Origin of the sequence: Candidatus Flexicrinis affinis, from assembly GCA_016716525.1 — a bacterium.
Taxonomy (GTDB): Bacteria; Chloroflexota; Anaerolineae; order Aggregatilineales; family Phototrophicaceae; genus Flexicrinis; species Flexicrinis affinis.
The window spans coordinates 133,263-158,730 of sequence record JADJWE010000001.1 but is presented as its reverse complement, the minus strand read 5'-3'; the positions used below and the strand labels follow the sequence as shown (position 1 = coordinate 158,730).

The window sequence follows — 25,468 nt, the reverse complement described above, 5'->3', positions numbered from 1 at the left end:
GGCGAAAGGTGGATCGAAATGAGTTCGTTTGACGTTCGCGACGGTCAGTTCTGGCTTAACGATCACCCCATCTTGATTCATGCCGGCGAGTTCCACTATTACCGCACTCCGGCCGATCAGTGGGCGCATCGTCTAGGGCTGCTGCAACAAGCCGGTTTCAACGCCGTCGCGATGTATATCCCGTGGCTGTGGCACCAACCGGCACCGGACGTATCCGATCTCGACGGCCACACCCATCCCATGCGCGACCTCGCCGGGTTCATAGACCTCGCAACCGAGATGGGACTGTACGTCATCGCGCGCCCCGGCCCGTACATCATGGCCGAGACGATCAACGAGGGCATCCCGCCGTGGGTGTTCGAGCGATTCCCGCAGGCGGCGTTCGTCTCGCAAGGCGGCAAGACCGAAAACGTCGCCAGTTACATGCATCCCGACTTTCTCGCCGCTGTCGAAGGGTGGTACCGCGCCGTATTCGACGTCCTGACGCCGCGTCAGGTAACGCACGGCGGGAACATCCTGCTCATCCAGCTCGACAACGAAATGGGCATGATCCAGTGGGTGCGCAACATCGTCGACATCAACCCCGACACGATCGCGCGGTTCGCTGCAGACCTGCGCCGGCGCTATGGCGACGGTCTTTCAGTGCGCTACCCCGCCGCCGACCTCGCGGGTTTGCTGCACGAGCAGCTCAATGATCCCAAGCTGCCGCACGCGGTACCGGTCCTCGAAGACTACCGCCGGTTCTATCGTGGGTACCTTCGCGAGTATAAGGCGCACCTGTGGACACGGGCGAAGCACTATGGCATGGATGTCCCGCCGGTGCTGAACATCCACGGCTTTGCCAACGGCGGCAAGACATTCCCGATTGGCATCTCGCAGCTCATCGACGCCATGGCGATTGACGGCATGGTGAGCGCCACCGACGTCTACCCCAGATCCATCGGCGAGGGCAATTACCATCAACTGTTGCTCGTCAACGAGATGACTAAAGCGGTGCAGAATCCGCAGCAGGCGCTCTTTTCGATCGAGTTCAAGGCCGGCGGAAATCAGGACTTCAGCGGCGAGCAGGCGTCGTTCTATGACCTGCACAGCCGCTTGTGCATCTCGTGCGGGATGCGCGCGATCAACCATTACCTGTTCTTTGACGGCGAAAACGATCCGGTGCTTTCGCCGGTCAAGCGCCATGACTGGGGGCATCCGGTGCGCAAAGATGGTTCGCTGCGGGCGCACTATCACCGCTATCCGAAACTGTCGCGCATGCTCTCGGCCTACGGCGACGATCTGGTGCGCTCCCGCCCGGCAACCGTGGCAACCATCGGTTATGTACTCGACCAGTTCATGACCGAGATCGACAACGCATTCACCAAGCCCGCGACCGACATCCTCACCCACCAGCGCGATACCGTCCTGTTCGACTTTTTGGCGCGCGGGCTAGCGCTCACGCACCGGCCGTTCGAGGCCGTCGAACTGGCGCGCACGGCGCTGGATGCCAAGCAGACGCCCGTCTTATGGGTGATGATGGAAAAACAGTGCGACGCCGATGTCCAGCAGTCTCTCGCCGATTATGTCCGGCAGGGCGGCACGCTGGTGATCGCGGGCCGGCTCTGCGAGGAGACGTTCGACCACGAGCCGTGCACGATCCTGAAGGATGCGATCGGGATCAACGGCATCTACAGCGATCCGCCATTCACGCGGGTCACGATCCAGGCCTTCGACTACCCAGACGTCCCCGCATCGTTTGTCGAGACGTACGGGGGTGACTTCGACGAGGTTTTCGCGACGTCGGCGGACGGCGATCCGGTCGGGGTCTTCAAACGAGTCGGGGATGGACGTGTCATGCTGTTCGGTGCGGCGCTGCCGGCCAACACGCTCGAAGATATCGACATCGTAAATCAGATGGCGAACCGCGTCGGGTGCGCGCCTGCGTTCAGCATGAGCGAATGGGCGGACGTGCGGCTGTCGACAGGCGAGCGCGGCAGCTTCCTCTTCGTAAACAACTATCGCGACGACCCGGTCGAGACGGTCATCAGCTCCGCCGGCACGCCGCTACTGGGCGGGAATGCCGTCTCGCTTCCGGCACGGCACGGCGCGGTGCTGCCGATCGAGTGGCAAGTCAGGCCCGGCATTGTGGTGCACTACCTGACCTCCGAAGTGGTCGAGGTTGCCGACGACGGAGCGCGAGTGCTGCTGCGGACGGCGCGCGACGATGCGGTTGCCGAGCTCAGCCTCGCCGGATACCACTGCGCACCATCGCTTGACACTGAACCGGCAGGCGGCCGGCGGGTGAAGGTCCGCGTGGGCCACGGCGTGATCGAGTTGATACGCGGACCCGACGAACAGTGATCCTATCCGCAAGCGCGAGGGTCTAGCCAATGCGAGTCGTGCGCCTTCTGATTCTGTGTCTTGCGTGCGTTGTCACGGGCGGAGCAATCGTTTCAGCACAGACCGATGGGCAAGTATGGGAGGCATGGGCAGCGATGAAGATCAACCGTCTTGACGACGATGGCACCGGGACGACATTTGACATCGGTGACGTCAACGGCGAACCCGCGCTGAGGATTACGCCGGGCGGCAGCAGCGACGAAACGAAGCTCGCCTACCCTGTACGCGGCGATGAGCTGGGCGGATGGGCACTGCACGGAGAAGTCGTCCTGAATGTCTATTTGCCGCCGGAGAACGCGCTCAACCCCAACACCTTCTTCCTCGGTCTGGGAGACGTGACGTCGGGATGGACGTGGGTAGGCGGTCAATTCGGCATCGCGGACGGCACGAACGGTTGGATCAAGGTAACGTTTCCGCTTGTCCCGGCGCTCCGTGAAGCGCGCGAGGACCGCGCGTATGTCATGTACGTCGCCTTCTTCCATCAGGAAGACAACGGGGCAAAGCCGCCATTGACCGAGCCGTTCTATCTAGGGAACATCGTCCTCGAGATGGAGAACGCCCCGGATGGTCCGGAGATCGAGGCGCTCTACCAGCAGGAGGCCGAGGCGCTTCTGGCGATGGATGATGCCGCGTTGGTGGATGCCGTCGCACGGAAGACGTTCGACTTCTTCTGGCACGAAGCATCGCCGCGCACCGGCCTCATTCGAGACCGCAACACCGTGAATTCGTCGGCGAGCATCGCATCGGTCGGTTTCGGCCTCGCCGCTATCCCCGTCGCTATCGAACGGGGTTGGATCACACGCGACGAAGGATACGAACGCGCACGCGTCACCCTGGATACGTTTGTCAGCGGCGGCGTGCAGGGCGAGCACGGCTTCTTCTATCACTTCGTCGATGTTGAGACCGGGCAGCGGCGCTGTAACAGCGAGTTGTCGTCTATCGATACCGCGCTGCTGGTGGCCGGCGCGCTGGTAGCCGGGCAGTATTTCGAGGGCACAGATGTGCAGCGGCTGGCAGACACGCTGTATGAGAACGTCGAATGGGACTGGATGGCGGCCGGCGCAACCGTGCCGCGTATGGGCTGGTTTCCGGAGAACGGTTTCCTCAGCGCATCGTGGGATCACTTCGACGAGAGCCTGATCCTCTATGTGTTGGCGCTCGGCTCGCCCACCCACCCGATTCCTGCATCCGCGTGGGAGTCGTGGAGGCGGCCAGTCAACCTCGAAGGCGAGTACATCTATCTGCCGGGCGAGCCGCTGTTCGTCTATCAATACCCGCTGGCGTTCGCGGACCTACGCGACAAAGAGGACGCGTATGCGAACTACTGGAACAACACGGTGCGCGCCTGCGAGCGGAACCGGCAGTTCACAATCGACCGCAGCGACCGCTACCAGACTTATCGGGACGGCGTCTGGGGACTGAGCGCCTCCGACGGCCCGTTCGGCTACCGTGCGTTTGGCGCTGCTGAGGGCAACCACAACGGGACGATCGCGCCGTACGCCTCGGTGGCATGTCTGCCGTTCACACCCGAGATCGCGCTCGAGGGCATGCGGGCGATGCTGCGCGTCTATGGTTCGCGTGTGTGGGGCAAGTACGGCTTCGTGAGTGCCATCAACGCCGACGAGGACTGGTACTCGCACGAACACATCGGCATCGACCAAGGCGACATCCTGCTCATGATCGCCAATTGGCAGGACGGCGCGGTCTGGGAGTGGTTCATGTCTCACCCGCGCGTCCAGTTTGGGCTGGATGCGATGGGCTTCATCGAAAGCACGGGCGATTACGCCATCACGCCGGCGTATCTGGCGCGGGTTCGCGGGCAATAGAAAGGGGCCGTCCCCCTGTCGAGAGACGGCCCCGGTAAGGCCTATCTGAAAGCCCGTGTCCGGTCAGCGGTTGTTAGCTGCTGCGGTACGCGTGCTCCCACTCGCTGATCTGGCGTTCGACTTCGTCCTTGGCGATCCCGTAGCGCTCGCGGATCTTGCCGACGAGCTTGTCGCGGTTGCCCTTGATCTCTTCCAGATCGTCGTCTGTGAGTGCACCCCACTTGGCGCGCACGTCACCCTTGAACTGCTGCCACTTACCGGCGATACGATCCCAGAAACCGTCCATTGTCGTTTTCTCCGTTTCTTAGATTGATGGTGCATGCCGCAGCATACACGTCTAGGATATGCGGATGACGCGCCGCGTTGATGGCCCACAAGATCGCAATGGGAATGGGTCAGGCGTCCCATTTGCACGTCATACCCCCCACTTGGCCTATGCACAACTCCACCCTACAGCACCTCTGAACACCCATTGACGTGCGTATACTCCCTGTCGATGAGAATCAGGAAGCCATCACGCTTGCAGACACGCCGGCGTGATGCGGTCACGGAGGCAGGGCAGTGTTGAACGGTCTGTTTGGATCGAAAGACGACAAGAGTCGCAAATTCGTCGTGATGGTCGTGAGCGATGACGCCGCCGACTTAGCGGCAGTAGCGGCGACGCTGGAGTCCTGCGGCCACACGGTATACGCGCCGCAGAACGCCGACGAAGCGCTTGGCTTGCTCGAAAACGCAGCGATGCCCGACGTACTGATCGGCGACTTTCGCAACCCGGATACGGACGGCACCGCGTTTGTGCGCAGGCTGCAGGTTCGGTACGGCAAGTCGGGGCTCCCGCCGGTCGTGTTCTTGCTCGACTCCGTCGAGGACGAAGCAGCCGCCCACAGGCTAGCGGTCAAGGACATTCTTGCGAAACCGCTGGCAGTCGATGCACTGACGCGCTGCCTCGAAGCCGCAGTCGTCAAACCGGACGTCGGATAAGACTAACGTTGAGCAGCACGTCTATCTGAACCCGCGTCAGCCGGGTCATGTAAAGGATGTCGAGCGATGACTCTCGCGCAAATCTTCAAAGGTACGCTCGCCGTCTTGGCGGCGGTGGGTATCGCCGCCGTTGTGGCGATGACGCTCAACGTATGGGTCAGCGTATTGGTCGCGATCGTCGTCGCCTCTGCCCTTCGCAAGCCGGTGCTTCGATTGAAGAAGCTGGGCATACCGCAGAACGCGGCTGTACTGATCGTATATGGCGGCCTAGCCGTCGCCACATTCATCGTTCTGGTGCTTGTTCTGCCGCCGGTTATCAATCAGTTCACGGGGTACTTGACCAACGAAGACAGGCTCGCCAATCGCATAATCTGGGCGATGAACTGGATCGAAATTCGGGCCGGGCAGCTCACCGGCACTGACTTTGAAATGGGAATCGACAGTGACAGTATTCGCGAGACCGTCGCCGACGTGCTGCGCCAGATCCGCATCACGGCGCCGTCCCTGTTGGGCGGTGCAACCGGCTTCATCGGCGAATTCGTACTGATTATCGCGATGGGCCTGTACTGGATGAGCACCCGAGAACGCGCCGAGCAGTTCCTGATCGAGCTCACTCCGCTCAGCCGACGACCGCAAGTGGAGGCGATTCTCAACGAGATCGAGACCGTGCTCGGCGGCTATGTGCGTTCGGTCGCGCTGGTATCCGTGATTGTTGGAGTTATCTGCTTTGTCGCACTGACCTTGCTGCAAATACCCAACGCCGCGACGATCAGTTTCTTCTATGCCGTCGCCACCGCCATACCGATCGTCGGCGGGCTAATCGGCGTACTGGTCTCTACATTCGTGGCGCTGTTGAGCTCGCCCAGCGACGCGCTGATCGTTCTCGCCGTGACGTTCCTACTGCAGCAGGTCGAGAATTATTGGCTTACGCCGCGCCTGATGTCGCAAAGCGCCGACTTCGACCCGCTGTTGGTGGTCGTGTTCGTGTCGATGGGGTTCACGCTGGGCGGGGTTGTCGGCGCACTGCTGGCGATTCCCGTCGCCGGCACGGTGTCGATCCTCGTCAAGTACCTGATCCTCGAGCCCCGTAAGGCGAGTGTCGTCCCCACACGCGTCGAAGGCGGAATTCCGTTATTGCGAGAACCCGCCGACTAAGCATGAAGTTGCGAGTGATGAGAAACTGCCAAAGTTCATCGCTCACCGTGCGTTACACGGCTCAATAGCAGGTCTTCAACATTCGGCCAGTGGCCTAGACGTCAGCCGACAAGCCCGTGTTCGACCGCCAGCGCCACGGCCTGCGTGCGGCTGATGGTCCCGAGCTTGCTCAGAATACTGCTGACATGATTCTTCACGGTCGAACTGCTGATGTAGAGGCGTTCGCCGATCATGCGGTTGTTCAAGCCTTCCGCCATCAGCGCCAACACTTCGCGCTCACGCTCGGTCAAGTCGTGGCCGAGGGGCGGCGGCTGCGTCGCCGCACGCATCAGCACCTGCGTCGCTTCCGGGGATAGAGTGGGCTGACCACCGTGCGCCTTGCGGATCGCGCTTGCCAATTCGTCGCCCGTGACGTTCTTCATCAGGTAGCTGATGGCGCCGTTCTTGATCGCCGTCTGCACCGTGTCCGGATCGCCGAAGCTGGTCAAGGCGATGACCTGCGTTTCAGGGCAGTGTTGGCGCAGCAGCGGCAGTGCGGTCAAGCCGTTCATTTGTGGCATCGTCATGTCGAGCAGCAGAACGTCGGGCTTGAGCTCCCGGCACACGTCGATGGCAGCCTGACCGTCACGCGCTTCCCCGACAATCTCAAGGTCGTCGAACTGCTCCAACAACACCCGCAGCCCTTTGCGTACCATATCGTGGTCGTCTGCCAGTACGATCCGGATTTCCATAGTGCGTGCCCTACCCTTCAGCGTAGTCCATCGGCCATGTAACGATAACGGTGGTGCCTTGACCTGCTTCGCTCTCGATGCGCATCGCGGCGCCGATGCTCTCGGCGCGCTCGCGCATGATGCCGAGGCCCATGCTGACCGAGCCCGAGTTCTCGGCAGAGAAACCGCGGCCGTCGTCGATGACGCTCAACACCAAGCGGCCATCTTCGGTCACGGCACGAACGGTCAGACGAGACGCCGCGGCATGCTTGATGACATTGTTGACCGCTTCCTGCACGATGCGATAGAGCGCAATCTGCGCCTCTCCGGCGAAGATCGGTATATCTTCGATCTCGAAATCGATGTGGATACGCTGATTCGCGAGCGTGCCCTGCAAGTACTGCTCGAACAACTGCTTGAGGCCGACCTGCGTGAGGCTGGCTGGACGCAGCTCCAACAGCAGAATACGCATCTCGGCCAGCGCACCCGTCAACAGCCGATGCACGTCCTCGAGAAGCGACCGCGCCTGCTCGGGTTTTGCGGCCCACCGGCGCAACCCCGCCTCCGCCATCGACTGCGCCGAGAACAGCGTTTGACTGACGGAGTCGTGCAGCTCACGGGCCAAACGCTGGCGTTCCTGAACGGCGGCCAGCTCGCGCGAGCGCCAATATAGCCGCGCGTTCTGGATTGCCACGGCAGCTTGCGCCGCGAAGGCGTTCATTCGGTCGGCCGAGTCCTGTTCGAACGCGGCCGCCCGGTACGAGAAAACATTGAGAAAGCCGGCGACATCGTCCTGCAGCACGATCGGCGTACCGACATACCCGCGCATGCGCGTCGAGGTTGCGAGCGCTCCGAGGTGATCGGTCTGGCTGATGTCTGCGACGCAGATCGGGTTGCGCGTCACAACCATGGTGTCGAACGCTGGTACGGTCTTCAGGTCGACCGAGGCTTTGGCGGGTAGATCCGCGCCAAACGGTTCGTCGCCATGACTGCGGGCAACGTACAGCTCATCCTCTTCAAGGAGGACGATGTTGGCGGCATCGTTGGGGACAACGCTGTCAATGTTCTCCAGAATCCGATCGAGCACGACCTCGATATCGAGCGTGCTGTTGAGGGCTTCCGCGGTACTGCGAAGGGCTTCGGCGAACTGCCGCTGCTGACTCTCGGCGAATTCCGCGTGTTTGCGATCGGTGATGTCGGTGTACTGTTCGATCCGCCCACCCGCGTACATGCCGTGCCGGATGGGCTGGCTCCAATGCTCCAACCAACGTTCGGCGCGGCCGTCGCCGGGCGTGACGTGGCACTCGAAGCGATCGGTGAAGCTGCCGTCCTCATAAGCACGCAGCAGGCGCGATGCGTAGTCGTCTGGATCGGCGAAGATACACTTGAGCTTGTTGTCGATGAGGATGCGCTTGTCTTCGCCGACGATTGCCTCGCGCGATACGCCAAAATAGACCTCGATGGCCTCGTTCATCCAAACGACATTGAAACCGCGATCGAGGATCAATACGCCCACCATCGACGTTTCGAACACGTCGTCGATCAGCGAACGATAGGCCTTCTCGCTCTGGTGCCGTTCGCGTGCGTAGCGGACCGAGCGCTGAAGGATGCGCGCATCCACCTCGCCCTTGATGAGGTAGTCCTGCGCTCCGGCTTGCACCGCCTCGATACCGAGCTGCTCGTCCTGCGAGCCGGTTAACACGACCAGTGGGACGTTCGACAGCGCTTCTCTGAGTCGCAGTACGGTAGCCACGCCGTGGCTGTCCGGCAGCGAAAGGTCGATGAGGACTGCGTCGAACTCGTTCACTTCAGCGGCGCGCAGACCATCAGCCAGCGTTTCGGTGTGGGTAATGATGAACGACGGCACCTCCCGGAGCAGCTCGCGGATCAGGCGCGCATCACCCGGGTTGTCCTCGATCAGCAGGACATAAAGCGGATTCTTGAACGGCATCGCGCGTGCCTCTATTCCAACGCTATTCCGGCGGCAGCCGAACGATGGAGAACCAGAAATTCTCGATCGTTTTCACAATGTCGATGAACCGCTGAAAGTCGACCGGCTTGGTGATATAGCAGTTCGCATACAGATCGTATGCGGCCAGAATGTCGTGTTCGTCGTCCGATGTCGTCATGATGACGACCGGAATACGGCGCAGGATATCGTCTTCCTTTATCTCGCGCAGGACTTCGCGGCCGTCCATGCGAGGCAGGTTGAGGTCGAGCAGGATGATGTCAGGCCGTGGAGCGGAGGAATAGATTCCGCGCTGATGCAGGAACTCCATCGCCTCGACCCCGTCCACCACGATGTGCAGGTTGTTCTTGATCTTGCTGTCCTTCAAGACCTCCTGCGTCAAGCGGGCGTCGCCGGCGTTGTCCTCCACCAACAGGATTTCGATGGGCTGAACGTCATGCAATCTCATATTCGTCGTCTTCTCCTCCACTTTGTAGATGGGTTGCGATGGTGAAGTAGAACGTCGTACCCTCGCCGGGCTCTGAAGAGAACCAGATTCGCCCGCCGTGACGCTCGACTACGCGTTTGCAGATCGCTAGGCCGATTCCGGTGCCCGGATACTTACCATGTCCGTGCAGGCGTTGGAAGATCACGAAGATCCGATCTTGATACTTGGGTTCGATTCCGATCCCGTTATCCTGGATGGCGAACTGCCAGTAACCGGGTATACGTTCTGCGGTAAATCGTACGGTTGGCGCCTTTTGCGAACGGAATTTGATCGCGTTGCTGACTAGATTCTGCACCAACTGCACCATCTGACCCTGATCGGCCACGAGCTTCGGCAGTTCGTCGGCCTCGAGTGTCGTCTCTGTCTCGGCAATCGTCAGTGCCAGATTACTTTGCACTTGGCGGATGATGTCGTTCATGTCGACCGAGGTATAGCGGCCTTGGCGGGTCTCGACGCGCGAGTATACCAGCAGGTCTTGAATCAACTGCTTCATACGATTGGCGCCATCCACCGCAAAGTCGATGAACTCCTTGCCGTCTTGATCGAGAAGTTCGCTGTAGCGCGCCTCGATGAGCTGAAGGTAGCTCGACACCATGCGCAACGGTTCCTGCAAATCGTGCGACGCCACGTAGGCGAACTGCTGGAGTTCCTCATTCGAGGACTTCAGGCGGGCCATGTAGCGTTTGAGGAGGGCTTCATTGCGCTTGCGTTGGGAGATATCCATGATGACGCCGACCCGATGAGTCCGGCCGTCGTGCGGGTCGTGCCCAACAACAGCGGTAAACGACTCGACCGGAATGATGCGGCCATCGCTCGCCTTGAGCCGAAACTCGATCACGTTGGGGGAGCCGCCTTCGCTGACCCCCATCGCGCGTTCGATCGCGTCCGGCATGTCGTCCGACACCACGATCTCGGGCCAGATCGACGGCTTCTGATACCACCGCTCGACAGGATAGCCCAACACGGTCTCTGCATACCGGTTGACGTAGAGCACTCTTTGGCTGCCGTCCGGTTCTCCGATACCCTCCCATACGATACCGGGAATGTGCGATAGGATGGTTTCGAGGCGAGTGCGCTCCTGACCCACCAACGCCGTGAGTTCTGCGCGCTCGCGCTCCATGCGAAGCCGGTCGGTGATGTCCACCGCGCGGGCCAGCAGCGCCGTCACCTTGCCCGCGTCGTCCAGAATGGGCGATAGGCTGAAGTCGATCGTGGCGAACGTCCCTTCGCCCACCCGCACCCTTACGTCGTACTGCACCAGCGCGCCCTCGCGCGCGCGGCGGATGGCATCCTGAAGTTGCGCCTTTACAACTTCGTCGTAGGACCACCAGTACGTTTCGGCGAATGGTTTGCCGAGGACGTCCTCACGCTGCAGATTCGCCAGCCGCAGCGCCACTCGGTTGGCTTCGATCAAGATTCCGTCGGGGGTCAGCATGCCCACAAGTGCGGGCAGGTTGTCGAGAATCTGCGCAAGACGCGAATGCTGCTGCATCGACTCGGTGATATCGCGGAACACGTTGACCGCGAGCCGCGGCTTATGGTTGGCATCGAACACCGGCGCGCTCGAGAGGTCGATCCATCGATCGCTGTGGTCATCCACGTAGTGCATGCGAAAGCGGACAGCGCCGCCGACGCCTTCGCGAAATACGCGATTGCGCGGAAGCTGCGAAAACGAGAGCGGCTCGCCGCGTTCATCGAACATTTCATATCGGCGCTGAATAGACGAGACGGACTGGTTCAGCATTTCGCTTACCGACGCATAGCCGGTCAGTTCAGCGGCCGCCTTGTTGGCGAAGATGACTTTGCCGGTGGCATCTTGCGCCGTAATCGCGTCGGCCGTGTTGTCCATAAGGGCTTGTAGTTCGTCGCGCACCTCGCCGATGTATCGGAGCGATTGGCGGCGGGCATGATCGATCCAACTAATGAGCATTGCCACACCAACAAAGATCGCCACGTGGGCGAGATCGGTCGGCGCGGAAAGCACGCGGCCGAGCGGCGGGATCAGGTAGTAATCCGCGGCCACGACCGAAAGCACGGTGACTAGCAGCCCGGTCGTCAATCCACCGAGCCACGCAGCCAGCGCGACTGCACCGAAGAACATCGCGTATGGCGTAGAACGTATCACAGGCTCGAAGGCAATCGAGAACGCCAGCGCCGCACCCACGAGCACAATGCTGAGCGCGACGCGCCATACGGGGTGGAGTTTGTGCGGGTCTTTCAAGTATTCCAGTCGCATCCGATGCCAATTCAATCTGTGTCGTACTGAGAGTCGTCTGCCGCGTATTCAGCCCGCGAACTACGCATGATATCCGATAACATAGCGGCCTCCCTCTATATATGCGCATGCGGGCGCGGATTCACAGAGAAGATGGGCCATATCCGGGTACCCACTTGACCTATTCGGACCTGTCCACGTGACCCGCCGCGACAACCGCCATACTGCACATTCGCGCTGACCATGGCTGCTTTATAGTGTCGGCATGAGTATCGATCTCGTTCTGCGCCAGTGTGATCCGCCAGACGAATTGCCAGAAAGCATACGAGTGGAGGAAAACGTCATGACTGACCGCGTGTATTACAGCCGGGAAGCCGAAGTTCGCGCTCAACAGCGCCAATTCATCCTTGTCGTGGTCGCTACGGTGTTTAGCATGACCATTGGCGCCGTGATCGCGCTGCTGCTCGCGCCGCGCCGCGGAGACGAGTTCCGGCGCGTGCTGGGCGACCAGATCGAAGGCGTTGTGGGCGCGGGGCAGAAGCTGGCCGATCAGGTGCGCCAACAGGTCGAGGAACACGTCGCCGAAGCGCGCCGCTAATCGACTAAGCGGTCCCACAGAAAGCCATCGCCCGATGCGTTCGATCAGGCGGTGGCTTCGCCGTGCACGATCCCAGCGAACTCCTCAAGGCGCTGCTCTTGCGTCCCGGTTGGCCGGATGAACGGACGCACGTCGCGGATGGCCCGCCATGCCTCGTCGGGCGCCATGCCCTTGGTGACCAAGTACGCGGCGACCATCGTCGGGCTTCGGCCGAGGCCTTCCCAGCAGTGTACATATACTTTTCCGCCCTGCGAAATTTCGTCATCGAGGAAGCGTACCCCTTCCCATAGGTGGTCGACGGTCGGCGGGGTGTTGTCGATGGTCGGAAGCCACAAGTAACGCAGCGGCAGGTCCCCGATCTCGGCGTAATAGTCATGTTCGTCACGCAGGTTGATCACGGCGGTGATGCCGTTGTTGATCAGGCTGGGCCACACGCGCTTGGCGGGCTGACCGCCGAGCAGGATCGACGGGGTGATCCAGCCGAAGCGATACGAGGGGCGTCCGGTTATCCAGCGCACGAGCTTGTCGACGGCGGCGATCAGCATTTGGCGCAGCCCCTGTGTGCGAATCAGGGCGAACAGGCGCTTAATCTCGACCCAAAGACTCACGGGTATCCTCCGCTACGGTATCGGCTTGAACGCCGGGCGGTACGATCACTCTGATGGCATGCGGTACGACTTCGGCTGTCACACGCTTGCTGCGCTTGAGCGGCTCGCCATCCCGGGCGACAAACTGCCGTCGCTTCATCTGCACGGTCACATGCTTGGCCTGCCAGTGATCGACATGGACACGGCCCAGATGTTTAGGTCCCGGCAGAATGCTGCGAAGCATGTGCAAGATCGTCTTGAGAATCGTGCCGGGCTGCATGTTGCGAATCACGATGACGTCTAGGTACCCGTCGCTGACGTCGCTGTTGTACGTCAGCCGCAGGTTGGGGATGCCAACACCGCTCGAATTGCAGATCATACAGGTCACCCCGCGCCGTACATGCGTCTCGCCGTCTACGGTGAGGATATACGTCGTCTGGCGGAGGTTGCGCAGGCGGCGCAGCGCGTTCTCGAAGTATGCGAGCCGGCCCTTGCGCGACTTTTCGCCGCGTGCCGCCTGTGCGGACATTTCGGCTTCGTACCCGATGCCGGCGCGCAGCAAGAAGTATTCGCCGTCCAGCTTGCCCATGTCGACCGACCGCACGCGGACATCGGGCGCCGCAGCCAGCGCCAGCGCGCCTTCCAGATCGTTCGGAATGCCCAAGTCGATCGCCATCACATTGGCCGTACCGCCGGGCAGCATAACCAGCGGGATGCCGGTGCCTACCAGCCCGATGGCGGCCTCCATCATTGTCCCGTCGCCGCCGTAGGCCGCGACCAGATCCACGCCATTCTGTGCTGCTTGCGCGGCAAACCGTGTGGCGTCACCACCGGCGCGCGTGTGGCACAGCGTCACGTCGAGCTGGTCACGGTGGGTCTCTATGAATCGCTCGATGATTTCGAGCGCCGAACGGTTGACGCCCGAGACTGGATTCACAATGACGCAGAGGCGTCTCTTCGATGAGGTCACGTTGTTCGCACTCCCAACCAGACATAATAACGCAGCGCCGGCCCATATACCGGCGCCGGCGCTGCAAATTGACGTGTGTGCATTAGCGATACTGGCGTTCGACCGATTTCACCCGGCGCACGCCCAACCTGCTGCCAAAGATGATCCGCATCAGCGCGGTCAGCAGACCGCCCGCGAGCAGGTAGACCAGCGCGGCGACCAACGTCGACCACTCGACCGTCATGCCGACTCCGGGTTCGCTGTTGGGGAAAAGACTCAGGAACGGCGCAACCAGCGGATTGGTCAACTGGAAGATGAAGCTCCCGAACGTGTTGGCCTCATTCGCGCCCAGCAGTTGCAGCACGAACCGGATACCGATCAAGACGACGATTACCACGGTTGCGAACGCGATGAGCTGGATAATACGGCGAACCAGCTCGGTCTTCCAATTAGGCGCGACTTCGCTGACCTGCTGACGGTGCATGTACGCGCCGTCGTGAACGACTTCAACTTCTTCTCGGTGTTCCATATTCATATGGATTTCTCCCTCTTCTGGACGCGGATGCAGGGGATCGGTAGGGGGGATACCTTTCCCCTGCACCTGTAGCGATCGTCAGGCGGCTAGCTGGTGACGCGCCGACGTCCCAAGACCAGCGACGCCAAGAACAGCACGACGAAGACCACGAACAGGAACTGCGCGATACCCGCCGCCGTGCCTGCGATCCCACCAAATCCGAAGATCGCCGCCGCGATTGCTACCACTAGGAAGAGCAGCGCCAGATTCAACATTTGACATCCTCCTGATGACTGGCTCAACTGATATTCGGAGTCTACGTCATGCGCGTCGGTATCACATGGGCACGCCGATGCAACCTGCCATAGGCCAACTGGGTGTCTGAATCCTAAGCCCCACGGATCATGGCGCGGGTCATCCAAGCGAACTTCTGGTGCGCCTGCATTAGGCCGGTCAGGTAATCCTCGGCGGCGACGTCACCATACTCTTCGCCGACCGTCTCGATATCGTCGCGCAGCTTTCGAACAACGGCCTCGTGATCTGCGACGATCCGTTCGACCATAGTGGTAGCGCTCAGCTGCAAACCGTCCGTGGCATCCTCTTTCAGACTGGACAGCTCGACAAAGGCCTTCATTGAGCCGATGGCACTCACGCCGTACTGGACGATACGCTCGGCCGTCTCGTCAATGGAGTCGGCAAGCGCGGTGTACTGCTGTTCGAACAGCTGGTGCAGCGCGTGAAATTCGGGGCCGGTCACGTTCCAGTGGTACTTGCGCAGCTTGATGTACAGCACGTGTGAATCTGCAAGCACGCCTTGCAGCACATCGACGACACCCTCGCGGGCCTTGTCGTCAAGTCCAAGGGCGGGGGCCATCGTTGCGACCGTGGACGGCAGCGTCTTCTTTGTGCGGGAAGCCATGATTGTCGTCTCCTTTCGAACCTGAAAAGCGCCATCCATCATGCCGCAAGGCCGGCCGCGACGCATGAGCACACAGCACGATGACGGGCTGGGTCAAGTAGGCGGTTTTCGGACGAAGTGGCCCATATGACCCATATGCTGGTGGGCTGAGCCGCGCATCACGGCCGGGTGCCGGTGTGCTACAACCGGTACTACATTAGAGTCAACGCGCGTGTGACCCACGCGAAACACGTTGATGTACCGAAAACGGATGAGACGGACTGGAACGATGGGTATTGTAGGCACGACCTTCGACCTGCTGAAGCAGACTTGGCGTGAGTGGAATCAAGACAAGGTACCGCGGCTGGCCGCCGCGTTGGCGTACTACATCGCGTTTTCGCTGGCCCCGCTGCTGGTGCTGACGATCGCAGTCGGCGGCTTTCTGCTGCGAGAGCAGTTCGTGCGTAACGAGATCATGTCGATCGTCGCTGAAACGGTCGGGCTTCAGGCGGCTGAGCTGGTTGCCGGATTGATCGACAACTTGCGCGAGCCCACAAGCGGCATCCTGTCGACCGTCCTCGGGCTGGGCGCGCTGATCTTCGGCGCGCTGAGCGCGTTCGATCAGCTCAAGGCGGCACTCAACACCGTGTGGGGGGTACCGGAAGAACGCATACCGTCCGGCGCACGTGGATTTATTCTCGGCAAGCTGATGTCGTTCGGCATGGTGCTGATGATCGGCCTGCTGCTTCTGATGTCGCTGATCCTCACCACGCTGCTCAGCTTGTTCGATACGTTCATTGCATCGCAGCTTCCGGGCGCAGAGGTGCTGCTCGGCGTGCTCAACACGCTCATTCCGCTTGCCCTCATCACCGCCTTGTTCGCCATGATCTATCGCTTCCTGCCGGATATCAGGCTACAGTGGCGCGACGTGTGGATTGGCGCGCTGATCACTGCGGTGCTGTTTACAATCGGCAAGACCGCGCTCGGGCTGTATTTGGGCCGGGCGGGTGCCACCAGCGCGTACGGCGCGGCCGGGAGCTTCGTGCTCATCCTCTTGTGGATCTACTATTCGGCGCAGATCGTCCTGCTCGGCGCGGAATTCACACAGGTCTATTCGCGCAAGTACGGTTCGTTGGCCGAACCCGACTCTCCGGCCTCGCAAGATCTGCGCAAGGTGGCCGAGTCCGGCCGGGTTTCACCGGGCGCCGAAGTAGCAGCCAATACGTAGGACCAACACCCGTCTGCCTCGTAACCGGAAATCCGAGCAGCTTTCGCAACGCCAATACGTAGACCGTGACGACTGTTGTACGGCGGGTTTTCTCCTAGTCGCTTGTCACCTGCGGCCGGTTGTCAGCAGCGATAACGCGCTTCAACTACGCCTGTAGACGCACTGTCCGCCCACATACGTGGCCTCGACATGCAAGCTGAGCAGATCATCCACCGGGGTCGTAACCGGATCGCCGCTCAGGATCGCCAGATCGGCCCACTTGCCCGGCGTAATGCTGCCACGATTGTCTTGATCGCCGCTGAGGATCGCCCCGCCCATCGTATACGCGTACAACGCCTCGTCCATCGTGATCGCCTGATTCGCCGCCAGCGGGACGCCAGCGTGATCCTTACGATCGACGGCCGCTTTGAGCCCGATCAACGGGTTGTCGTCCGGCACGACCGGCGCGTCGGTGCTGAGCGCCACGTCTATTCCCGCGTCCAGCATGTCGCGTACGCCATACGCGCGCGGGATGTAGACATCCGGCATGTAACGCCGGTAGGTCGGCCCCATCGCGGGGAGGAAGACGGTCTGAGTCGCGGCCATCGCCCCGATCTTCGCCAGCCGCTGCAGGTGCTCGGGATCGGGCAGCGCGAGGTGCTCGATGCGATGCCGCAGTTTAGGCACAGGCTTACGATCCGTCACCATCTCGTACACGCTGATGACCTGATCGAGCGCGATGTCGCCGTTGGCATGGGTGGCGATATGGAAGCCCGCCTCGTGCGATTCCCACATCAAGTCGGCCAACTGCTCGGTCTCGTAGATCATGATGCCGTGACCGCCGACTTCCTTATACGGCTCGCGGATCGCGGCCGTCGCGCTGGTCATGCCGCCATCGGCGAAGAACTTCACGCTGTCGAGTCGCAGCGTATCGCTGACGTACTTCTCGGGCAGCGGATAGATCACGTCCCCGTTGCGCCGCTCCGCCAGCAGGTTGATGCGGACGGTCAGCTTGCCCGCCGCTTCCAACTGCCGGTACACCTTGATGTGAAACGGATCGACCGCCGGATCGGTGGCGCTGGTGATGCCGAGGCTGAGCTCGTGAGCCATGGCGGCCCGGATCGCATCGGCCATCTGGGCTTCAGTCAACTCCGGGATGTGCTGCATGACCAGCGTCATCGCCGTTTCTTCGAGCACGCCGGTCGGCTCGCCGTTGTCGTAGCGCACGATATGACCGCCCTGTGGGTCGGGCGTGTCGCGCGTGATGCCGGCGATCTGGAGCGCAAGGCTGTTGGCCACGCTGACATGACCGCTGGTGTGTGTCAACGACATGGGATGCTGCGTGCTGGCACGGTCAAGGTCGTGCCGCGTAACATGCCGCTTTTCAGGCAGGAAGTTTTCGTTGTAGCCGCCGCCGGTCACCCACTCGCCGGGTTCACGTTCGGCAGCGCGCTGGCGATACAGCTCGACGATCGCGTCGATGGTCGAGGCCTTGACGATTGTCGCGTCCACCATGCGGGTCAGCATTAGGCCGAGCCACTGCACGTGAACGTGCGCGTCGTTGAACCCGGGAATCAGCGTTTGGCCCTGCAAATCGACGCGCTCGGCGCCGCCGGCGGACGCCTCGACCTCCGCCCGCGAGCCGACCGCGCGAATGCGCCCATCATTACCGACAAGGACCGCCTCGACGACCGGATTCACCGGGTCCATCGTCCGAATAGTGCCGTTGTAAAAGACGAGCATCAGACTGCCTCCTTACAATAGGATCGGTTACTTCTTGCTATACGGATCGAGTGCGTCACGCAGGCCATCCCCGATGTAGTTGATGCTGATAACCGTCAGCAAGATGAGTCCTCCGGGATACAACCACATCCACCACGCAGAGTCGATTTTCTCCGTCGCGCGCTGGATCATGTTGCCCCAGCTGGCGGTCGGAGGTTGAACACCCATGCCGAGGAATCCGATGTAAGCCTCAAGTAGGATGACGTTGGAGATGCCGAGCGTGGTGTAGACGATCACCGGAGCCAGCGTGTTGGGCATGATGTGGCGAAACAGAATGTGCAGGTTGCGGGCGCCGAGCGCCCGCGCAGCCGTCACGAACTCCTGCTCGCGCAGCGACAGCACCTGTGCACGGACGATGCGCGCAAGGCCCATCCAGCCCGTGAACCCCAGCACGAGGATGACGACGATCACGCTCCCACTAAACTCGCGCCCGAACACCTTCACCGCCGGCACCTGACTGCCGATGAACTTGGTGATCACCAGCAGCAGGAACAACAGCGGAATCGTCAGCAGCGCCTCCGACACACGCATGATCACGCTGTCCGCCCATCCACCGTAGTAGCCGGAGATCAGCCCCAATGTTGTACCGAGCACGGCCGTCACGACCATTGCCAGCAGACTGATCAGCAATGTCACTTGCCCGCCGTAGATCGTACGCGCCAGCACGTCGCGGCCCAGCGCATCGGTGCCGAACGGCTGCTCGACCGACGGCGCGCCCCACTTGTTCTGGAAGTTCGTGTCGTTGGCCTCGCGCTCGGTGATGAAGAACGATCCACCGACCACATACAGTGTGATCAGCGCCATCAGCGCCACGCCGACCATCGCCATCCGATGCCGGCGGAAACGCGCGAAGATTTGCTGAAGCAGCGTTTCGTGCTTGAGGTCTACCTCGTGTAGACTGACCGTGCCGTTCGATGTCGTGTGCGCCATAGCCACCGGTCCTAACTCAGCCGTATGCGAGGGTCGAGCAGCGAGTACAGCAAGTCGGTGATCAGCTGTGACATGATGACGAAGATCGCGACGAACATGAGCATCGCCATCAGCACCGGGTAATCGGAGCGCTCTAGGCTTTCGATGAACAGCATGCCCATGCCCGGCCACGCGAAGATCGATTCGGTGACGATTGCTCCACCCAATAAGAACGGCACATCGAGGCCGACGATAGTGATGAGCGGCAGCGCGGCGTTGCGCAGGACGTGGATGAACAACACGCGGCGCTCCCCAATTCCCTTCGATCGCGCCGTCCGCACATAGTCTTGATTGATGACCTCGAGCACGCTGGCACGCACATAGCGCATGTAAGCCGCCGAGCTGACCAGCGTGATGCTCAACACCGGCATGATCATGTACGGCAGCAGGGTGAACAGCGTGCGCTCCTCGCCGGGGCGCCCCATGCCGGCAATCGGCAGATGCGGTAAGCCCCAATTGCGGAAGGCGACCGCGAACAGCAGGATCATCCCTAACGCCACCAGAAAGATCGGCATCGAATAGAAGATGAACGCAGCGGTCGTCAGCACGCCGTCAAGCAGGGAGTACTGGCGCAGCGCTGAGATCACCCCGAGCGTGAACGAAATGAGCAGGATCAGCACGTACGCCGGTAGCATCAGCAAGAAGGTGTTGCCTAATCGTTCGCCGATGCGTGTGGCGACATCCTGCCGCGTGATCAACGACGTGCCGAGGTCGCCACGCAAGATGCCGCGCCGCGTGCCGCGCATCTCTTCGTCGGTATCGCCGTCTCCATCGAAGTCGATGTACGTCCAATCGTTCCCGACCAGCCAGTAGGCATACTGCACGTAAATGGGCTGGTCGAAACCGAGACGTCGGCTCGCCTGTTCGATTTGCGCACCGCTGGGTCGCCGTGGAACATTCATCACGATCGCCAGCGGATCGCCGATCGAATACATCAGCGCGAAAAGAATCACGCTGATAATGAACAACAGCGGGATGATCTGAAGCACCCGCCGGGTCAGATACGTACGCATGGTGCGGTCCTTGCGGGGGCCGTACGAAACTTGGCAATTGTGACCAACGGTCCGGGCGGGGACGATGAACGCCCCCGCCCGGCTCAGGCTGGCCTATCCTTCGTTACGCCATTCGGCCAGATGCAGCCACGGCGTAAAGTCGCTCACGTCGCTGTTCTCCCACACCAGCCGCTTGTTGTAGGTCGCCGCATACAGGACATTGACGAGGTACTGCGTGTACAGATCCTCGGCCATCAACACCTGAATCTCGTTGGCGGCGGCCTCACGCTCGGCCTGATCGAGCGAGACGAACAGCGATGTCCACAGTTCGTCGACGCGTTCGTTGCAGATCTGCGGGCCGTTCAGGCCGAACGGATTTTCCTCGCTCGGGAAGTCGGTGCAGTAGTACGGACCAAACGTCGCGACAGTCGCCACACCGGGCACCCATGCTACGAGGTACGCATCGTATTGACCGGTCGCCAGCGGGCTGTTGTTCGTGAACGAACCGTGGATTTCGGCGATCGTGTGCAGCGTGATATTCATCTTGACGCCGATATCCGCCAGCACGTCCTGCACGTACAGCAGCGAGTCCTGATAGTGCTGGATGTCGGCGTAGGTCGTCGCGGTAATCTCAAGCGGCGTACCGTCATCGACGCCTTCGACACCGTGCGCCTCTGCGACGCCGTCGCCGTCTTCATCGTACCATCCAGCCTCACGCAGCATCTCGACAGCGCCAGCAGGATCAAACGGCAGCATCAGCGCATCCGGGTTGTACCACGGCGTGCCGGCCCACCACGTATTGGCGATTTCGGCGATGCCGTTGTAGATCTCGTCCACCATGAACTGGCGGTCGATGCCCATGCTCATCGCGTGGCGCACACGCTGATCCTTCAACGCCGGGTGACCGTTCGGCCCCTGATTGTATTCAAGTTCGAGCCGGATGCCGCCGAACGACGTGCGGACATCGAGGAAATCGTTGGCCGCCACCAGATCGGCCGCGCGCGACGCCGGCAGGATATAGCGGGTCATGTCGAGTTCACCAGCGACCATGAGCTGCTCAAGGACGCTCACGTCGGAGTAGAAGTTCAGCACGACTTCGTCGAACCAGACATCCTTCCAGTAGTTCTGGTTCTTGACGAAGCGCAGGTAGCTGCCGGTCACCCACTCGGCAAATACGAACGGGCCGTTCGACACCGTGGGTTGCCGGATCCAAGCATTGAGCTCGAAACCAAGACCATTGGCCAGATCGGCCTCGTAACTCTCACGCAAGACATGGTTCGGAAGTGGAACAACCGCAGCGTACTGCCAGTCCGGATTAGGCACATCGAACGTAATGACGACATCCTTCTCGGTGTCGCCCTGCGCGACCGTACCCGCCGAACCACCGAGCATCCGGTAACCAAGGACTTGGCTCACCCCGTCGTTGGCGATCTCGTACGGCAGCACAAAGTCGGCCGTGGTAATGGGCGTTCCGTCCGACCACACTGCCCAATCGGCGATGGTGAATTTGATCACCATGGTGCCGGCATCGGTAAGCTCGATGCCGCCGTTCTCATAGCTGGGCAGTTCCTCAATCAAGATCGGGACGATCTCCTGCTCCTGATTGGTACCCCACTGGGGTTGAGAGTGCAGCCGGAACATGCTCCACCCCAGCAGCGTATTGCTGGTGTAGTCGATCAGCATGTCCGGTTCTTCGGTGTAGCCAAGCCTCAACACGCGCGGCCCGTCTTGAGCCAACACGCTGCCGGCAACGATCACAAGTACAAGAAGGAGGCTAAGAAGAAGGGGACGTTTTGACATGGTCGTGCTCCTATATGGGGTGAAGTACGTGGAGGTCTGAAAATCTAGAACCCTACGACAACCCTGAGTCTACTGCGCAGCACCTGCTTTCGCTAATCGTGGACTCTACCTTGCCGGTTCGGGTTGGAGCGCAGGCAGCACCGACAACTCGATGTAATCGAGGATGTCCTCAACCTGCTGGGCCGAAGCCGCGCCACTGATATACGAACTTCCGCGCGTGCTGCTGGCCGTTACGACGATGATCGTGTCGAGTTCGGGCGCGACGAGAATGAACTGCCCGCCGTATCCGACCGCGGCAGCCATCGGCGCATAGCCGTCGAACAGCGTATACCACCAGTGCGCCGCGTAGGATTGGCGATACTCGCTCGGGTCGGCCAACTGCGGGCGGATCATGAACGCGATCCAGTCCGGCGATACCAGCTCCTCGTCACCCCATCGCCCGTCAGCGAGGATGAGCAAGCCGAACTTCGCCATGTCGCGCGGGGTAAGCCACAGCTGCGTACCGCCGAAGTTGATCCCGTCGGAGTCAGCCTGCCACTCCTCAGGCACGATTCCCAACGGACCAAACAACTTCTCGGCGGCGAAGTCGGAAGTCGGAACGCCGGTGACGGCAGTGAGAATGGCGGACAGCAAATGCGAGTCTGCGGTGCTGTAGTTCCACGTCGTCCCGGGCACGTGGTCAAGTGGCAAGCCGAGGATGAAGCCGACTTCATCGCGTGTGCCAGCCAGCATCCCACCGATGTGCGCCAAACGCCCTTCCTCCCAGCCGAGGCCGGAGAGCATCCACAGCAGGTGGCGCACGGTGATCGCCGCACGAGGGTTGTCGGCTTCAAGGTCGAGATAATCCGCGATCGAGTCATGTACGGACCCGATTGCGTCTTCGGTAAGGGCGATCCCGACCAGCGTCGCCGTCACGCTTTTTGTCACCGAAAACACGTTGACCGCTTCGTCTGCGTCCACGTCACCGTAATACTGCTCGTACGCCAAACAGCCATGACGGATCACCAGCACGCTGCGCACGAAAGGGAGTTCGTCCTCCACCGTCGTCTCGCTTGATTCGAGCCGCGCGCCGTCCAGCCCGACAGCTTCGGGTACGGCGGTCTCCCAGCCGTGGGTCGGCAGGCCACACGCGGCGTCCTGCGCGCCGGCGGTCAGCCCGACGATTACGGCCAAACAGAGAAGAACGACAACACTGCGGCGCATCACGACGACCAGCCCGTTACACACAGTCCGGTGGCGGGCGGTACGCGCCGAGTGCCTCGTCGATCCGACGGGCATACGCCAACAGGCGAATTTCATCCCAACGCCGGCCGACGATCTGCAGGCCGATCGGCAGCCCGTCCTGCGAAAAGCCGGCCGGGATCACTACTACCGGGTGGCCGGTCAAGTTGAAAGGCATGCAGTAGTACGTGCCCATTTCGAAGTAGTTGATCGTCTGCGAACCGACCTGCACGTTCGACATGTGCGGGATATGCGGGATGGCCGGCGTTGCGGTGACCGGACATATCCATACGTCGTGTTCTTCGAGGAATGAGTCCAGCGCGTTGATGACCCGGTCGCGATCGAGCATGGCCCGTCCATAGGCGCGCAGCGAGACGTTGACGGCCTTGCCTGCCCCGCGCGAGAACGCGTCGGGGGAGTCCGGCGTGAAGCCGGCGAATTCGGCTTCCGACACGTCGATATCCGGCGGCAGGGACGCGCCAACCACCGACCAGTAGAGGAAGCCATACAGCTCCCACACGTCCGGGAATGTCCACCCTTCCGGGACAACCTTTTCAACGTCCGCGCCACCGTGCCCCAATCGATCTGCCGCGTCGTGAATCACGCGGGTTGTATCGTCCGTCACCGGCACGTGGCCGAAGCGGTCCGCATACGCGATCCGCATGTGGTTCAAGGCCGGCGCATCTGTCCGTTCAGGCAGCGGCACGGGGGGGATATCCAGATAACGCGGGTCGGGGCCGGCGATCACGCGCAGCGCCAGTTCGAGATCGTCCACCGAGCGTGCGATCGGCCCGGCGACGCTGAACCGGCGCACCCCACGCGGAGACTCGGGCAGCGGCGGGATGTGTCCAGCGGTCGACACGCGGTATTCGGTCGGTTTGAGGCTGTATACGCCGCAGTAGTGGGCAGGGATTCGGACCGATCCGGCGATGTCGCTGCCGATATCGAGCGGAGACATTCCGCTGGCGACCGCCGCCGCACTGCCGCCGCTCGATCCGCCCGGCGTGCGGTCCGTATTCCACGGGTTGTCGGTGCGACCGAAGATTTCGTTGTGGGTCTGCGTATCGGTCGACAGAATGGGTACGTTGGTCTTGCCGAACACGATTGCACCGGCACCGCGCAACCGTTCGACCACGGTCGCATCCCGATCCGGCACATGATCGGCCAAGGGGGGATAGCCGCCGGTAGACCGCATGCCTTTCACGGACCACGCATCTTTCATCGTGACCGGCAGTCCCCACAGAGTCTGCCCGGCCTGCGGTCCCTGCGCGTCGAGTTGTTTGGCGCGCGCGAGGGCGTCGTCGCGATCCAGCGTCACGATCGCATTGATCCGTGGATTGTGCTGCTCGATGTGGTCGAGCAGCAGCTCAAGATACGGCGTGACACGCTGTTCGCCTGAGGCAAATTGCCGTACCAGATCGCTGGCCGTTGCGAAAACCGGATTTGACATTGTCATACTTGCTCCCGCCCGCACCGAAATAGTTGCCCCGGCATCTGCGTGTGTCACCAATCCGCCCGATCCAAGCCGAGCCACCACTTGCGAGTTTAGCACGCGTGCGACAAAAAGGAGATCCATCTGCGTCCATCAGCCGAACGGATCGGGACATCCCGACTCTTGCCGGCCTGCCGTGCAGGCGGCGTGACGGAGCGTTCGCACCAACCCGAGGACTACGATGCGGGCTGTGTCATCCTCGCGCGGGCTTATTGGTTGCGATCAATCGCCTGCGAATACACAAACTGAGCGAGGACGAACGCGGCCTGAAAGAGATTGAGCACCAGCGCGGTCAGGTAAAACGCGGCGTCGAGGTCAGGGCGTACACCGAGGATCACCAGCAGCAGCGGTACCTGCATCGGGACTTCGAGCAGCAGCCAAAAGAACGCCGCCATCATCGGGTTGTCGTGTGCCCGGCTGAGCGCCAACTGCCGGTTCTCGCGGTTGCGAAGCGAAGAAAGCGTGACAGCCCAGATCAGTGCAAGGAAAACAATGCTGCACACCAGCCACAGATCATGACCCGTCACGCCGTAGTGCCCCAACCCGACAGGAATGAGGGCCGCGACGATGACGACGAGTCCGATTGTCACAACAGCGCGAATTTGCCCGAGCTGCGAGGTATCGATGTCCGACTTGCGCGTTACGCTGATCAGCGCGCCAAAGCCGACGAAGACACCTGCGATCTCGGCAATCGCGGTCAGGAGACTTGAATCTTGGGCCATGACTCACCTCGT

The 25,468-nt window shown here is 61.3% G+C and carries 23 protein-coding genes; 6 read left to right on the top strand and 17 right to left on the bottom strand.

The genetic code is table 11. The features are described from left to right. The first annotated feature begins 18 nt into the window (after window positions 1-18). Window positions 19-2,343 (top strand): beta-galactosidase, encoded by a 2,325-nt coding sequence (locus tag IPM16_00600; GenBank protein ID MBK9121607.1) that lies wholly within the window; start codon window positions 19-21, stop codon window positions 2,341-2,343. A 134-nt stretch (window positions 2,344-2,477) separates the two neighbouring features. Beyond that, window positions 2,478-4,208 carry a hypothetical protein gene (locus IPM16_00595; GenBank protein ID MBK9121606.1) on the top strand — a complete coding sequence of 577 codons (1,731 nt, stop codon included), beginning with the start codon at window positions 2,478-2,480 and terminating at the stop codon, window positions 4,206-4,208. A gap of 73 nt (window positions 4,209-4,281) precedes the next feature. Here the strand turns inward: IPM16_00595 and IPM16_00590 are convergent, their stop codons facing one another. Beyond that, on the bottom strand, window positions 4,282-4,494 hold the full coding sequence (locus IPM16_00590) for a CsbD family protein (GenBank protein ID MBK9121605.1): 213 nt from the start codon (window positions 4,492-4,494) through the stop codon (window positions 4,282-4,284). Window positions 4,495-4,769: 275 nt separating this feature from the next. On the opposite strand from IPM16_00590, the gene IPM16_00585 reads away from it, so the two are divergent. Both IPM16_00585 and IPM16_00580 read left to right on the top strand, forming a co-directional pair. Beyond that, window positions 4,770-5,189: a response regulator gene (locus IPM16_00585; protein ID MBK9121604.1), complete on the top strand. Its 420-nt coding sequence runs from the start codon at window positions 4,770-4,772 to the stop codon at window positions 5,187-5,189. Between the two features lie 66 nt (window positions 5,190-5,255). Beyond that, complete coding sequence (locus IPM16_00580; protein ID MBK9121603.1) at window positions 5,256-6,344, top strand: AI-2E family transporter; 1,089 nt, start codon at window positions 5,256-5,258, stop codon at window positions 6,342-6,344. A 101-nt stretch (window positions 6,345-6,445) separates the two neighbouring features. Here the strand turns inward: IPM16_00580 and IPM16_00575 are convergent, their stop codons facing one another. From IPM16_00575 to IPM16_00560, 4 genes are read right to left on the bottom strand one after another with little or no spacing between them, the layout of a single operon-like run. Next, window positions 6,446-7,075, bottom strand: a complete 630-nt coding sequence (locus IPM16_00575) for a response regulator transcription factor (protein MBK9121602.1) — start codon at window positions 7,073-7,075, stop codon at window positions 6,446-6,448. Window positions 7,076-7,085: 10 nt separating this feature from the next. Next, window positions 7,086-9,005, bottom strand: coding sequence for a response regulator (locus IPM16_00570; protein MBK9121601.1), 1,920 nt, complete (start codon window positions 9,003-9,005; stop codon window positions 7,086-7,088). Window positions 9,006-9,027: 22 nt separating this feature from the next. Next, window positions 9,028-9,471, bottom strand: coding sequence for a response regulator (locus tag IPM16_00565; GenBank protein MBK9121600.1), 444 nt, complete (start codon window positions 9,469-9,471; stop codon window positions 9,028-9,030). Continuing rightward, window positions 9,458-11,746, bottom strand: coding sequence for a PAS domain S-box protein (locus IPM16_00560; protein MBK9121599.1), 2,289 nt, complete (start codon window positions 11,744-11,746; stop codon window positions 9,458-9,460). Before IPM16_00560 ends, IPM16_00565 begins: the two co-directional genes overlap by 14 nt. 322 nt (window positions 11,747-12,068) lie before the next feature. Here IPM16_00560 and IPM16_00555 point away from each other — a divergent pair, with 322 nt between their 5' ends. Beyond that, window positions 12,069-12,323 (top strand): YtxH domain-containing protein, encoded by a 255-nt coding sequence (locus IPM16_00555; protein MBK9121598.1) that lies wholly within the window; start codon window positions 12,069-12,071, stop codon window positions 12,321-12,323. Window positions 12,324-12,367: 44 nt separating this feature from the next. On the opposite strand, the gene IPM16_00550 is transcribed toward IPM16_00555, so the two are convergent. The 5 genes from IPM16_00550 to IPM16_00530 all read right to left on the bottom strand — a co-directional run bounded on the left by IPM16_00550 (window position 12,368) and on the right by IPM16_00530 (window position 15,292). Next, a complete protein-coding gene (locus tag IPM16_00550) occupies window positions 12,368-12,931 on the bottom strand; it encodes a dual specificity protein phosphatase family protein (GenBank protein MBK9121597.1) in 564 nt (187 codons plus the stop codon). Beyond that, complete coding sequence (locus IPM16_00545) at window positions 12,909-13,880, bottom strand: diacylglycerol kinase family lipid kinase (protein MBK9121596.1); 972 nt, start codon at window positions 13,878-13,880, stop codon at window positions 12,909-12,911. Before IPM16_00545 ends, IPM16_00550 begins: the two co-directional genes overlap by 23 nt. A gap of 82 nt (window positions 13,881-13,962) precedes the next feature. After that, window positions 13,963-14,394, bottom strand: coding sequence for a YggT family protein (locus IPM16_00540; protein MBK9121595.1), 432 nt, complete (start codon window positions 14,392-14,394; stop codon window positions 13,963-13,965). 86 nt (window positions 14,395-14,480) lie between these two features. Beyond that, on the bottom strand, window positions 14,481-14,648 hold the full coding sequence (locus tag IPM16_00535; protein ID MBK9121594.1) for a DUF1328 domain-containing protein: 168 nt from the start codon (window positions 14,646-14,648) through the stop codon (window positions 14,481-14,483). 113 nt (window positions 14,649-14,761) lie between these two features. After that, on the bottom strand, window positions 14,762-15,292 hold the full coding sequence (locus IPM16_00530; GenBank protein ID MBK9121593.1) for a DNA starvation/stationary phase protection protein: 531 nt from the start codon (window positions 15,290-15,292) through the stop codon (window positions 14,762-14,764). A 268-nt stretch (window positions 15,293-15,560) separates the two neighbouring features. Here IPM16_00530 and IPM16_00525 point away from each other — a divergent pair, with 268 nt between their 5' ends. Next, complete coding sequence (locus tag IPM16_00525) at window positions 15,561-16,499, top strand: YihY/virulence factor BrkB family protein (GenBank protein MBK9121592.1); 939 nt, start codon at window positions 15,561-15,563, stop codon at window positions 16,497-16,499. A 141-nt stretch (window positions 16,500-16,640) separates the two neighbouring features. Here the strand turns inward: IPM16_00525 and IPM16_00520 are convergent, their stop codons facing one another. The 7 genes from IPM16_00520 to IPM16_00490 form a co-directional block, all read right to left on the bottom strand. Further along, window positions 16,641-18,221 (bottom strand): amidohydrolase, encoded by a 1,581-nt coding sequence (locus tag IPM16_00520; protein MBK9121591.1) that lies wholly within the window; start codon window positions 18,219-18,221, stop codon window positions 16,641-16,643. 27 nt (window positions 18,222-18,248) lie between these two features. Beyond that, complete coding sequence (locus IPM16_00515; GenBank protein ID MBK9121590.1) at window positions 18,249-19,190, bottom strand: ABC transporter permease; 942 nt, start codon at window positions 19,188-19,190, stop codon at window positions 18,249-18,251. An 11-nt stretch (window positions 19,191-19,201) separates the two neighbouring features. Next, window positions 19,202-20,242 (bottom strand): ABC transporter permease, encoded by a 1,041-nt coding sequence (locus IPM16_00510; GenBank protein MBK9121589.1) that lies wholly within the window; start codon window positions 20,240-20,242, stop codon window positions 19,202-19,204. Between the two features lie 93 nt (window positions 20,243-20,335). After that, the gene (locus IPM16_00505) at window positions 20,336-22,021 is read right to left on the bottom strand and encodes a hypothetical protein (protein ID MBK9121588.1); all 1,686 of its coding nucleotides are present in this window, start codon (window positions 22,019-22,021) and stop codon (window positions 20,336-20,338) included. A 105-nt stretch (window positions 22,022-22,126) separates the two neighbouring features. Then, a complete protein-coding gene (locus tag IPM16_00500; GenBank protein MBK9121587.1) occupies window positions 22,127-23,224 on the bottom strand; it encodes a serine hydrolase in 1,098 nt (365 codons plus the stop codon). A gap of 16 nt (window positions 23,225-23,240) precedes the next feature. Further along, complete coding sequence (locus tag IPM16_00495; protein MBK9121586.1) at window positions 23,241-24,692, bottom strand: amidase; 1,452 nt, start codon at window positions 24,690-24,692, stop codon at window positions 23,241-23,243. Between the two features lie 251 nt (window positions 24,693-24,943). After that, entirely contained in the window at window positions 24,944-25,456 is a 513-nt protein-coding gene (locus IPM16_00490; protein MBK9121585.1) for a hypothetical protein, read from the bottom strand. Between the last annotated feature and the right edge of the window lie 12 nt (window positions 25,457-25,468).

Bases quoted from the DNA above. Each gene is read 5' to 3' on its own strand.
- IPM16_00490 (MBK9121585.1), bottom strand. From the start codon at position 25,456: ATGGCCCAAGATTCAAGTCTCCTGACCGCGATTGCCGAGATCGCAGGT.
- IPM16_00570 (MBK9121601.1), bottom strand. From the start codon at position 9,005: ATGCCGTTCAAGAATCCGCTTTATGTCCTGCTGATCGAGGACAACCCG.
- IPM16_00500 (MBK9121587.1), bottom strand. From the start codon at position 23,224: ATGCGCCGCAGTGTTGTCGTTCTTCTCTGTTTGGCCGTAATCGTCGGG.
- IPM16_00580 (MBK9121603.1), top strand. From the start codon at position 5,256: ATGACTCTCGCGCAAATCTTCAAAGGTACGCTCGCCGTCTTGGCGGCG.
- IPM16_00505 (MBK9121588.1), bottom strand. From the start codon at position 22,021: ATGTCAAAACGTCCCCTTCTTCTTAGCCTCCTTCTTGTACTTGTGATC.
- IPM16_00530 (MBK9121593.1), bottom strand. From the start codon at position 15,292: ATGGCTTCCCGCACAAAGAAGACGCTGCCGTCCACGGTCGCAACGATG.
- IPM16_00560 (MBK9121599.1), bottom strand. From the start codon at position 11,746: ATGCGACTGGAATACTTGAAAGACCCGCACAAACTCCACCCCGTATGG.
- IPM16_00515 (MBK9121590.1), bottom strand. From the start codon at position 19,190: ATGGCGCACACGACATCGAACGGCACGGTCAGTCTACACGAGGTAGAC.
- IPM16_00520 (MBK9121591.1), bottom strand. From the start codon at position 18,221: ATGCTCGTCTTTTACAACGGCACTATTCGGACGATGGACCCGGTGAAT.
- IPM16_00595 (MBK9121606.1), top strand. From the start codon at position 2,478: ATGAAGATCAACCGTCTTGACGACGATGGCACCGGGACGACATTTGAC.
- IPM16_00495 (MBK9121586.1), bottom strand. From the start codon at position 24,692: ATGTCAAATCCGGTTTTCGCAACGGCCAGCGATCTGGTACGGCAATTT.
- IPM16_00575 (MBK9121602.1), bottom strand. From the start codon at position 7,075: ATGGAAATCCGGATCGTACTGGCAGACGACCACGATATGGTACGCAAA.
- IPM16_00510 (MBK9121589.1), bottom strand. From the start codon at position 20,242: ATGCGTACGTATCTGACCCGGCGGGTGCTTCAGATCATCCCGCTGTTG.
- IPM16_00540 (MBK9121595.1), bottom strand. From the start codon at position 14,394: ATGAATATGGAACACCGAGAAGAAGTTGAAGTCGTTCACGACGGCGCG.
- IPM16_00555 (MBK9121598.1), top strand. From the start codon at position 12,069: ATGACTGACCGCGTGTATTACAGCCGGGAAGCCGAAGTTCGCGCTCAA.
- IPM16_00600 (MBK9121607.1), top strand. From the start codon at position 19: ATGAGTTCGTTTGACGTTCGCGACGGTCAGTTCTGGCTTAACGATCAC.
- IPM16_00590 (MBK9121605.1), bottom strand. From the start codon at position 4,494: ATGGACGGTTTCTGGGATCGTATCGCCGGTAAGTGGCAGCAGTTCAAG.
- IPM16_00535 (MBK9121594.1), bottom strand. From the start codon at position 14,648: ATGTTGAATCTGGCGCTGCTCTTCCTAGTGGTAGCAATCGCGGCGGCG.
- IPM16_00525 (MBK9121592.1), top strand. From the start codon at position 15,561: ATGGGTATTGTAGGCACGACCTTCGACCTGCTGAAGCAGACTTGGCGT.
- IPM16_00565 (MBK9121600.1), bottom strand. From the start codon at position 9,471: ATGAGATTGCATGACGTTCAGCCCATCGAAATCCTGTTGGTGGAGGAC.